This is a genomic window from Sphingomonas bacterium, from assembly GCF_903644135.1.
Lineage (GTDB): Bacteria > Pseudomonadota > Alphaproteobacteria > Sphingomonadales > Sphingomonadaceae > Sphingomonas.
This window is the reverse complement of sequence record NZ_CAHJXA010000071.1, coordinates 1-10,091: the sequence shown is the minus strand read 5'-3', so window position 1 is coordinate 10,091 and position 10,091 is coordinate 1. Positions and strand designations below refer to the sequence as shown.

Annotated in this window: 10 protein-coding genes; all 10 read left to right on the top strand. The window is 67.2% G+C overall.

All coding sequences use genetic code 11. The features are described from left to right. Positions 1–832, top strand: an 832-nt coding sequence (locus HUU96_RS05730) for an ATP-binding protein (protein ID WP_174291886.1), incomplete at its 5' end; no start/stop codon positions are given. A gap of 490 nt (positions 833–1,322) precedes the next feature. Further along, positions 1,323–1,655, top strand: a complete 333-nt coding sequence (locus HUU96_RS05725) for a hypothetical protein (protein WP_217430270.1) — start codon at positions 1,323–1,325, stop codon at positions 1,653–1,655. A 215-nt stretch (positions 1,656–1,870) separates the two neighbouring features. Further along, positions 1,871–3,901: a conjugal transfer protein TraG gene (locus HUU96_RS05720; RefSeq protein ID WP_174291885.1), complete on the top strand. Its 2,031-nt coding sequence runs from the start codon at positions 1,871–1,873 to the stop codon at positions 3,899–3,901. A gap of 1 nt (position 3,902) precedes the next feature. Next, positions 3,903–4,310, top strand: a complete 408-nt coding sequence (locus HUU96_RS05715) for a CopG family transcriptional regulator (RefSeq protein WP_174291884.1) — start codon at positions 3,903–3,905, stop codon at positions 4,308–4,310. Further along, positions 4,307–5,290, top strand: a complete 984-nt coding sequence (gene trbB, locus HUU96_RS05710) for a P-type conjugative transfer ATPase TrbB (RefSeq protein WP_174291883.1) — start codon at positions 4,307–4,309, stop codon at positions 5,288–5,290. The genes HUU96_RS05715 and trbB overlap by 4 nt, the downstream gene beginning before the upstream one ends. A 2-nt stretch (positions 5,291–5,292) precedes the next feature. Then, a complete protein-coding gene (locus HUU96_RS05705) occupies positions 5,293–5,628 on the top strand; it encodes a TrbC/VirB2 family protein (RefSeq protein ID WP_174291882.1) in 336 nt (111 codons plus the stop codon). Next, positions 5,625–5,891: a VirB3 family type IV secretion system protein gene (locus tag HUU96_RS05700; RefSeq protein WP_174291881.1), complete on the top strand. Its 267-nt coding sequence runs from the start codon at positions 5,625–5,627 to the stop codon at positions 5,889–5,891. The genes HUU96_RS05705 and HUU96_RS05700 overlap by 4 nt, the downstream gene beginning before the upstream one ends. Continuing rightward, entirely contained in the window at positions 5,885–8,335 is a 2,451-nt protein-coding gene (trbE, locus tag HUU96_RS05695) for a conjugal transfer protein TrbE (RefSeq protein ID WP_174291880.1), read from the top strand. The genes HUU96_RS05700 and trbE overlap by 7 nt, the downstream gene beginning before the upstream one ends. Next, positions 8,332–9,072 (top strand): P-type conjugative transfer protein TrbJ, encoded by a 741-nt coding sequence (gene trbJ / locus HUU96_RS05690; RefSeq protein WP_174291879.1) that lies wholly within the window; start codon positions 8,332–8,334, stop codon positions 9,070–9,072. Before trbE ends, trbJ begins: the two co-directional genes overlap by 4 nt. A gap of 115 nt (positions 9,073–9,187) precedes the next feature. Next, a partial coding sequence (gene trbL / locus HUU96_RS05685; RefSeq protein WP_174291878.1) for a P-type conjugative transfer protein TrbL occupies positions 9,188–10,091 on the top strand: 904 nt, incomplete at its 3' end.

Here is a 10,091-nt window from a genome sequence, read left to right as displayed (position 1 = left end):
CTCGCGGATAAAGGTGGCCGTGCGCCTCGCCGAGGAGCCCTGCTACATCGACGCCGACCGGAGCCAGTTCGACACCGCCATCGTCAACATGGCGGTCAATGCGCGCGACGCCATGCACGGCGAGGGCGAGCTGACGATTGCGGTCGGCGCGACGCCCCGCATGCCCTCGATCCGCAGGCACCCTGCCGTGACGGGTAAGTTCGTGACGATCGCGCTCAGCGACACGGGATCTGGCATTGCGCCCGACAAGATCGACCAGATCTTCGAGCCGTTCTTCACTACCAAGGGCATCGGTGAGGGCACCGGCCTTGGATTGTCTCAGGTGTTCGGGTTCGCCAAGCAGTCCGGCGGCGACATCTTCGTCGAGAGCCGTGAGGGTCACGGCTCGACCTTCACGCTCTACCTTCCTCAGGTCGCCGGAAAGGCCCAGCCGACGGCAACCGAAAACGACGATGCGCTTTCAGTAGGAGAAGGTGCCTGCGTGCTCGTTGTGGAGGACAACGTCGATGTCGGCAGATTCGCGACGCAGGCGCTGTCCGAGCTCGGCTACGACACCGTGCTCGCGATGGACGGGCCAAAGGCGCTCGCGGAGCTGGTTTCCTGCTCGAATCGGTTCGACGTGGTGTTCTCAGACGTCATGATGCCGGGCATGTCCGGCATCGAGCTTGGGCAGGAGATCGGCCGACTCTATCCTGCGATCCCTGTCATCTTGACCAGCGGCTACAGCGAGGTGCTGGCGCAAACCGGAACACACGGGTTCGAGTTGCTTCATAAGCCCTATTCGATCGATGAGCTCTCCCGCGCTCTCAGGAAAATTGCCCGATATCGGTGAAGCGGTGGCGCCTGCGGTACGATGTACTTTCCCGGCGTCAGTCTCCAAACCTCTTGGAAAGAGAGGCATTCGGCTATGCGTTCCGGAACCGAGCCTGAATGATAGCAATTTTGGCCCTGCAGCATGGTGGCCTGAGCGTCCGGGCACGACTTCAGCAGCCTTCTACTGGCCTAGACTTTAGGAAGTTTCTACCGTCCCGGTTCTCCGTAGTTATCGTAGCGTGGGCGTCGCACGTTCGCGTGTTGGTGCTGTAGCGATAATGCACCAAGAACGTGTTCGCGCCATCTGTAGCAAGGCGCTGCAAGGGCCGAACCTGGGAGCGCGAGCACACAGACGGAGAAGAGCAGGCCAACGGCTTAAGATCTACTCAACCTTGTGACTGAAAGACTATAATGACTGAGATACGCTTCGGGAGGTAGCGAGAACTCTTAGGAGGTTTACACATTGCCATGCGAGTGTCAGCCTCTAATGAGAGGCATTGGAGGCATCCATGACGAGAAGTCCCTTGATATTAATCATTGTTGTTTCTCTGGTGACCGGCTTCGGAGCCGGATATTGGTTCCACCGGACCCCTGGCACGTCGGCGCCAAGCGTGCTCATCCAACCGACCGAGGACGAGGCGACGGCCGCGGTTCGGCGCCACAAGGTTGGGTTTATGACGTTCCCTGAAGCTACCTTGATCCTCGGCGACTGTGCACCCGCCACGCTGACGGCCGGAGTAAACTGCATGACGCAGATGGTCCTGCAGAAGGGCTCCTCTCCACAGAACCGATCCGTCGGTTTCGCTCGGGTCAACGGCCAGTGGGAGGTCTCGCTGTGGTGATCTCCCAGAGTACGCCGCCTCCGAAGATGTAGGTGGCGCGGCTTCCCATGCAGCGAGTCGGAAGTAGTGCTCAGGCGCAATCAACCCGGGGCGACACTGAGATTCCTCGAACAGACCACCAATGACCGCGGAGAGGCCCTGATCAAATCGAGCCGGTTGCGAGACTCTAGCGGCCGAGCCGGCGCGGACTAATTCCGCTGCGGGCGGAGGCCCGCATGACCCCGACCAAGCTGCTGATCGGCCAGATCCTCGTCGTCTTCGGACTCGTGCTCGCGGGCATTTGGTTCGCGACGCAATGGGCGGCAGCGGAACTCGCCTACCAGCCGGAACTAGGCCCGCCGTGGCTACTGGTGCTCGGCCGCCCCATCTATCGCCCCTGGGCGTTATTTGGCTGGTGGTATCATTTCGACGCCTACGCCCCGCGCATCTTCTCGAAGGCCGGCATCATGGCTGGCGCGAGCGGGTTCGCCGGCTGCGGCGCCGCCATCTTCGGCTCGCTTTGGCGGGCGCGCCAGCTGCGCAACGTCACGACCTATGGCTCCGCGCGCTGGGCGACCGAGCGGGACATGCGAGCAGCGGGCCTGTTCGGCGAAGCGGGCGTGTTCCTCGGCAAGCTCGGTGCGCGCTATCTGCGCCATGACGGCGCCGAGCATATCATGGCGTTCGCGCCGACCCGCAGCGGCAAGGGTGTCGGGCTCGTGGTGCCGACCCTGCTCGGTTGGTCCGGCTCTGCCGTCATCCACGACATCAAGGGCGAGAATTGGCAGCTGACCGCCGGCTGGCGGCAGCGCTTCTCGCACTGCCTGCTGTTCAACCCGACCGACGCCCGCTCGGCGCGCTACAACCCGTTGCTCGAGGTCCGCCGCGGCACGGACGAAGTGCGCGACGTCCAGAACATCGCCGACATCCTCGTCGACCCGGAAGGCGCACTCGAACGCCGCAATCATTGGGAGAAGACCAGCCACTCGCTGCTGGTCGGCGCCATCCTCCACATCCTCTATGCCGAGGAGGATAAGACACTCGCGCGCGTCGCCTCCTTCCTGTCCGATCCGCAGCGGCCGTTCACCGCGACGCTCCGCCGGATGATGAGCACCAACCATCTCGGCACACTCGACGCGCCGCGCGTCCACCCGGTCGTCGCCTCCGCCGCGCGCGAGGTGCTCAACAAGTCCGACAATGAACGGTCCGGCGTGCTCTCGACCGCGATGTCGTTCCTGGGGCTCTACCGCGATCCGACCGTCGCCGAGGTCACGTCGCGCTGCGACTGGCGGATCGCCGATCTCGTCGGGGGCAAGGCGCCGCTGTCGCTCTACCTCGTCGTGCCGCCGTCCGACATCAGCCGCACCAAGCCGCTGATCCGCCTCGTGCTCAACCAGATCGGCCGCCGCCTCACCGAGCATCTCCACGCCGAGGGCCAGCCCGGCCGGCACAAGCTGCTGATGATGCTCGATGAGTTCCCGGCGCTGGGACGGTTGGACTTCTTCGAGACGAGCCTCGCCTTCCTCGCCGGCTACGGCGTGCGCGCCTTTCTGATCGCGCAGAGCCTCAACCAGATCGAGAAGGCGTATGGCGAGTACAACGCCATCCTCGACAACTGCCATGTCCGCGTCGCGTTCGCGACCAACGACGAGCGCACCGCCAAGCGGATCTCGGACGCGCTCGGCACCGCCACCGAACAGCGCGCGATGCGCAACTATGCCGGGCACCGGCTCGCCCCCTGGCTCGCGCACGTCATGGTGAGCCGGCAGGAGACCGCACGCGCGCTGCTGACGCCGGGCGAGGTCATGCAGCTGCCGCCCACCGACGAGCTGTTGCTGATTGCGGGGATGCCGCCGATCCGCGCCGCGAAGCTGCGCTATTTCGAGGAGCCGGCCTTCACGAAGCGCGTGCTGCCGCCGCCCACGCTGACGACCGACGTCTATCCGGATCGCCCCGCCTCGCGTCCCGACGACTGGCAAGGCCGGACCTGCGACACCGATGCGCGGCTCGGCGCGCTCGAGACATCGCCGGATGAAGAGGTCAACTCCGGCGGCCTCGAACAGGCGCGCCATCCCGCCCACGAGATCGAGCGGCCGGCAGAGCAGGAGCCCGTCATTGTCGATCCGCTGGGGCTCGGCGACGACGATACCGACCCCGCCGCTGACAAGCGCGCGATGGATCAGGCGCAGGCGATCGGCGCCGCGCGCAACGTCTACGCGATCGACGCCGGCATCGGCCACGCCGACGATCTCGCGCTTGAGCTGTGACATGAGCTCCGCGAAGGTCCGTCACCAGCTGTTCCTGCCCAAGCCGCTCAGCGATCGGCTGGAGGCATTGGCCGCCAAGCCCGGTGCGTCCAAGTCGGCGATCCTCGCCGATGCGGTGGCCGCATGGCTCAACCGGCGCGGCACGTCCGAGCTCGACGATCGGTTCGGCATCCGGCTTGATCGGATGACGGCGGCGCTCGGCCGGGTCGAGCGTGACGGCACCGTCATTCTCGAGACGCTGGCGCTGTTCGTCCGCTACGAGCTCGCCATCCACGCGCCGCTCGCCGAGAACGACCAGGCAGGCCGCGCGATGGCGGCCAAGCGCTTCGAGGCTTTCGTATCGCAGGTCAGCCGTCAGGTCGCCGGCGGCCGCCGTGCGATCACGCTCGATGCGGAGCAGGGCCGATGACCGGCGCGCTCTCCGTCGAACGTCGCCGTGCGATGCTGCGGACCGCGATGGGGCCGGCGATCGCGGCCGCGCTCGGCGACGAGCGCGTCCTCGAGATCATGGTCAACCCGGACGGAGCACTCCGCGTCGACATTGTCGGGGAGGGTTGCGTCGATACCGATGTGCGGCTCGAGCCCGCGCAGGTCGAGCGGATCATCCGGCTTGTCGCCGCGCATGCGCGCGGCGAGGTCCATGGCGACCGGCCGATCGTGTCCGCCGAGCTGCCGCCGCATGGCGACGGTGCCGGCGAGCGGTTCGAAGGCATCCTGCCGCCGGTCGCGACTGCACCCTGCTTCTCGATCCGCAAGCCCGCCGCCCGCGTCCACACGCTGATGGACTATGTCGAGGGCGGCATCATGTCTGCCGAGGCGGCGCGGCTGCTGTCGCTCGCCGTGGTCGAGCGCCGGAACATCCTTGTCGCGGGCGGCACGTCGTCGGGCAAGACGACGCTGGCGAACGCGCTGCTCGCCGAGATGGCACATCTGAACGAACGCGTGATCCTGATCGAGGACACGCGCGAGCTGCAATGCGCCGCCGCCGACACGGTGGCGCTGCGGACCCGCGCCGGCTCGGTCACCATGGCCGACCTCGTTCGCTCGACGCTGCGCCTGCGTCCCGACCGCATAATCGTCGGCGAGGTGCGCGGCCCCGAAGCGCTCGACATGCTGAAGGCCTGGAACACGGGCCATCCCGGCGGCATCGCGACGATCCACGCCAACAGCGCCGCGTCTGCCCTCTACCGGCTCGAGCAGCTCGTCCAGGAGAGCGTGGTCACCGTGCCGCGCCGCCTGATCGCGGACGCCATCGACATGATCGTGTTCATCGCCGGCCGCGGCGTCGCTCGCCGGGTCGAGACGATCGCGCGCGTCGTCGGCGTCGATCCTGACGGTGGCTACGCCGTCATCGACATCACCCCAAGCCCTACGATCCCAGGAGACTGACCATGCTTGCACTGCGCTTCCCCTCCCGCCGCCGCACCTTCCTCACTGGCGCCGTCCTCGGCCTGGCGGCCATGCTCGCCACACACGCCGACGCCGCCGGCACCGGCATGCCGTGGGAGCAGCCACTCCAGCAGATCCTCGAGTCGGTGCAGGGCCCGGTCGCCAAGATCGTCGCGGTGATCGTCATCATCACGACGGGCCTGACGCTCGCGTTCGGCGAAAGCGCGGGCGGGTTCCGGCGGCTGATCCAGATCGTGTTCGGCCTCTCGATCGCGTTCGCCGCATCGAGCTTCTTCCTCAGCTTCTTCAGCTTCGGCGGCGGGGCGCTGATCGCATGAGCGGCCAGCATATCGCCGGCTTCGAGGCGCCGATCCACGGCGCCTTGAACTCGCCGATCCTGCTCGGCGGCGCGCCGCGGGGGCTGGCGATCGTCAACGGCACGATCGCCGCCGCGGTCGGGCTCGGCCTGCAACAATGGATCGCGGGCGTCGTGCTCTGGGCGGCGGGGCACAGCCTCGCCGCGCTCACCGCGCGCCGCGACCCCGAGTTCGCGGCCGTCCTGCTCCGCCACCTCCGCCAGAAGGGATATCTCGCGTGCTGAACCTGCGCGAATATCGTGCCCACGCCGATCGCCTCGCCGACCATCTGCCGTGGGCGGCACTGGTCGCGCCGGGCGTGGTCCTCAACAAGGACGGCAGCTTCCTGGCGGTGCTGGCGTTCCGTGGCCCCGACCTCGAGAGCGCGACCGAGGCCGAGCTGGTCTCCGCCTGCGCGCGCGCCAACAACGTGCTCAAGCGGTTCGACTCGGGATGGGCGCTGTTCTTCGACGCGGAACGCAGCGAAGCGCAGGGCTACCCCGCCAGCGACTTTCCTGATCCCGCGTCGTGGCTAGTCGATCTCGAGCGGCGGGCGGGCTTCGAAGAGGCCGGCGCGCATTACGAGAGCCGCTTCCATTTGACGCTCGCCTGGCTGCCGCCCGCCGACAGCAGCGACACGGCCGGCCGCTCGCTCGTCGATCGTCCGGAAGCCGAGAAGGGACGCGACTGGCGCGCTGCGCTCGCCCGATTTATCGCCGAGCGGGACCGCGCGCTCGACCTGTTCGCGGCGTTCATGCCGGAGGTCCGCGCGCTCGGTTCGGCGGAGACGCTCGCCTATCTGCACGGTACGATCTCGACGCGGCGGCATCCGATCACCTTGCCCGAGACACCGATCTATCTCGACGGCCTGCTCGCCGATACGCCGCTCATCGGCGGCCTCGAGCCGATGCTGGGCGACCAGCATATCCGCACGCTCACCGTCCTCGGCTTCCCGAACCTCAGCCGACCCGGCATCCTCGACGCGCTCAACCACCAGGATTTCGCCTACCGCTGGGTGACGCGGTTCATCGCGCTCGACAAGACGCAGGCGACCAGGGCGCTGACGAAGCTGCGCCGGCAGTGGTTCAACAAGCGCAAGTCGATCACCGCGCTGCTGCGCGAGGTCATGTACAACCAGCCGGCGCAGCTGCTCGACAGCGACGCCGACAACAAGGTCGTCGATGCCGACCAGGCGCTCCAGGCGCTCGGGCAGGATCTTGTGTCGTTCGGTCATCTGACCACGACGATCACCGTCACCGACGAAGATCGCGGTCGGGTCGAGGACAAGGTCCGTGCCGTCGAGCGCATCGTCAACGGGCTCGGGTTCACGACCATCCGGGAGGGCGTCAACGCGGTCGAGGCGTGGCTGTCGTCACTGCCCGGCCATGTCTACGCAAACGTCCGCCAGCCACTGGTCCACACGCTCAACCTGGCACACCTGATGCCGCTGTCGAGCGCCTGGGCGGGACCGGCATCGAACGCGCATCTCGGCGCACCGCCGCTGCTGGTGGCGAAGACCGCGGGCTCAACGCCGTTTCGATTGTCCACGCATGTCGGCGACGTCGGGCATATGCTCGTGGTCGGCCCGACCGGTGCCGGCAAGTCGGTGCTGTTGTCGCTGATCGCGATGCAGTTCCGCCGCTACGCCGGCGCCCGGATCATCATCTTCGACATGGGTTTCTCCGCGCGCGCCGCGGTGCTGGCCATGGGCGGCAGCCATCACTCGCTCGGACCGCAACCGGAGCATGGCGGCGACGGCGGGCTCAGCTTCCAGCCGCTGCGCGGCATCGATGACGACAGTGAACGCAGCTGGGCTGCCGACTGGGTGGCGGCGCTGCTCGCGCACGAGAAGGTCGCGGTCACCCCCGAGATCAAGGAGCGGATCTGGTCCGCGATGTGCAACCTCGCGACGACACCGCCGGAGGAGCGCACGCTTACCGGGCTGAGCCTTCTGCTTCAGTCCAATGCGCTGCGGACGGCGCTCGAGCCCTACACGCTCGACGGCGCCTATGGCGGGCTCCTCGACGCTTCCACCGAGCGGCTCGCTTATGCCGATGTCCAATGCTTCGAGACCGAGGCGCTCATGCTGCGTCACGGCGTCGTAGCACCGGTTCTCACCTACCTGTTCCACCGGATCGAGCAGCGGTTCGACGGCAGGCCGACGCTATTGATACTGGACGAGGCCTGGAGCCTGCTCGACGATCCATTGTTCGCCGCGCGCATCCGCGAGTGGCTGAAGACGCTGCGCAAGAAGAATGTCGCGGTGCTGTTCGCGACGCAGAGCCTCGACGACATCACGGGGAGCAGTATCGCGCCCGCCATCATCGAGAGCTGCCCACAACGCATATTGCTGCCCAACGATCGCGCGATCGAGCCGCAGTCTCGCCAAGCCTATGAGCGGTTCGGCCTCAACGACCGGCAGATCGAGCTGATCGCGCGCGCGACGCCCAAGCGGCATTATTACCTGCAGTCCGCGCGCGGGAACCGGCTGTTCGAACTCGGCCTCGGACCGATCGCGCTGGCGCTGTGCGGCGGGTCCGATCCCGACAACCAGGAGCGGATCGACACGGTGCTCGCCGACCATGGCGCCGCCGAGTTCGCCGCCAGCTTTCTCGAAGCGCGCGGCCTGGACTGGGGCGCGTCGCTGCTCGCCGACTTCCCCAACCCCCAACCGGAGACACTGTCATGACCCGTCGACCCCTGTTCCGCCACCGCATCGCGGCCCTGCTCGGCGTCGCCGCCACCGGCACGCTGGCGCTGACCCTGCCGGCTACACCCGCGCAGGCGATCATCGTGTTCGATCCCAGCAACTACAGCCAGAACCTGCTCACCGCCGCGCGCACGCTGCAGCAGATCAACAACCAGATCCGCTCGCTGCAGAACGAGGCGCAGGGCCTGATCAATCAGGCGAAGAACCTGACGACGATCAGCTTCCCTGAGCTCGATGCCATCCGTCAGACGCTCCAGCAGATCGACCAACTGATGGGGCAGGCGCAGGGCATCCGGTTCCGCGTCGCCGATCTCGATCAGCAATTCCGTGCGCTGTTCCCGACCAGCTTCACCCAGGCGCTCACGCTCGACCGCCAGGTCATCGCAGCACGGACGCGGCTGGACACGACGATGGCCGCGTTCAAGCAGACGATGACGGTGCAGGCGCAGGTCGCCGAGAACGTGCAGGCGGACGCGCAGACGCTCGCCGGCATCGTCGCGCGCAGCCAGGGCGCCGAAGGTTCGCTCCAGGTCGGCCAAGCCACCAACCAGCTCCTCGCGCTGACCGCCAAGCAGCAGTTTCAGATCCAGAACCTGATGGCGGCGCAATATCGCGCCGAGGCGATCGCGCAGGCCCGGCAGATCCAGGCGGAGTCCGACGCAAACGCCGCCACCACCAGGTTTCTCGGTTCCGGCTCGGCCTACTCGCCCCAGTAGGCCGGCCGGGCTGACGGCGGCGGTCGCCTCCCGTCGCCGTCGCCGCGGGGCTCGGCGCAGCTCCCCGAGCTGGGCCCCCGCGGCATCTTACGCGCTTGATCAGGACAGCGACACCGTGAACGACCTCAACGTCATCGACCAGTTCCTCGCCGCGTTCATCCGCTACATCGACAGCGGGTTCGGGCTGCTGGGCGGCGATGTCCATTTCCTAACCGTCACGCTGATCGGCATCGACGTCACGCTCGCAGGCCTGTTCTGGGCGCTTGGCGGCGAAGGCGACATCATCGGCCGGTTCATCAGGAAGATCCTCTACATCGGCGCGTTCGCGTTCATCCTGAACAGCTTCTCGACGCTCGCCGACATCATCTTCCGCTCGTTTGCTGAAGCCGGGCTCACCGCCGGCGGCGGCACGCTAACCGCGGCCGACCTGCTGCGGCCGGGCCGGCTCGCCGGCACGGGGTTCGCCGCTGCCTGGCCGCTGCTTAAGCAGGTCCATCAGTATCTCGGGATCACGACCTTCTTCGACAATTTCCTGACGATCGCGATCCTGCTGTTCGCGTGGGCCATCGTCATCATCGCCTTCTTCATCCTCGCCGTGCAGCTGTTCGTGACGATCCTCGAGTTCAAGCTGACCAGCCTGGCCGGGTTCATCCTCGTGCCGTTCGCGCTGTGGAACCGCACCAGCTTTCTCGCCGAGCGCGTGTTGGGCAACGTCGTCAGCTCGGGCATCAAGGTCATGGTCCTCGCCGTCATCGTCGGCATCGGCTCCAACTATTTCACCCAGTTCACCACCGCGCTGGACGGCCAGCAGCCCGATATCGGCCAGGCGATGAGCCTCGTGCTCGCCAGTCTCGCCCTGTTCGGGCTTGGCATCTTCGGCCCGGGCATCGCGTCAGGGTTGGTCGCCGGCGCGCCGCAGCTCGGCGCCGGGTCCGTCGGAGGCACCGCGATCGGCGCGGCCGGCGTCACCATGGTCGGCGCTGGTGCCGCTCGCATGGCCGGCGGTGCGGCGCTCGGAA

What these genes read in the sequence shown, in the direction of transcription:
- HUU96_RS05725 (WP_217430270.1), top strand. Translation starts at nt 1,323, where the DNA reads ATGACGAGAAGTCCCTTGATATTAATCATTGTTGTTTCTCTGGTGACC.
- HUU96_RS05720 (WP_174291885.1), top strand. Translation starts at nt 1,871, where the DNA reads ATGACCCCGACCAAGCTGCTGATCGGCCAGATCCTCGTCGTCTTCGGA.
- HUU96_RS05715 (WP_174291884.1), top strand. Translation starts at nt 3,903, where the DNA reads ATGAGCTCCGCGAAGGTCCGTCACCAGCTGTTCCTGCCCAAGCCGCTC.
- trbB (WP_174291883.1), top strand. Translation starts at nt 4,307, where the DNA reads ATGACCGGCGCGCTCTCCGTCGAACGTCGCCGTGCGATGCTGCGGACC.
- HUU96_RS05705 (WP_174291882.1), top strand. Translation starts at nt 5,293, where the DNA reads ATGCTTGCACTGCGCTTCCCCTCCCGCCGCCGCACCTTCCTCACTGGC.
- HUU96_RS05700 (WP_174291881.1), top strand. Translation starts at nt 5,625, where the DNA reads ATGAGCGGCCAGCATATCGCCGGCTTCGAGGCGCCGATCCACGGCGCC.
- trbJ (WP_174291879.1), top strand. Translation starts at nt 8,332, where the DNA reads ATGACCCGTCGACCCCTGTTCCGCCACCGCATCGCGGCCCTGCTCGGC.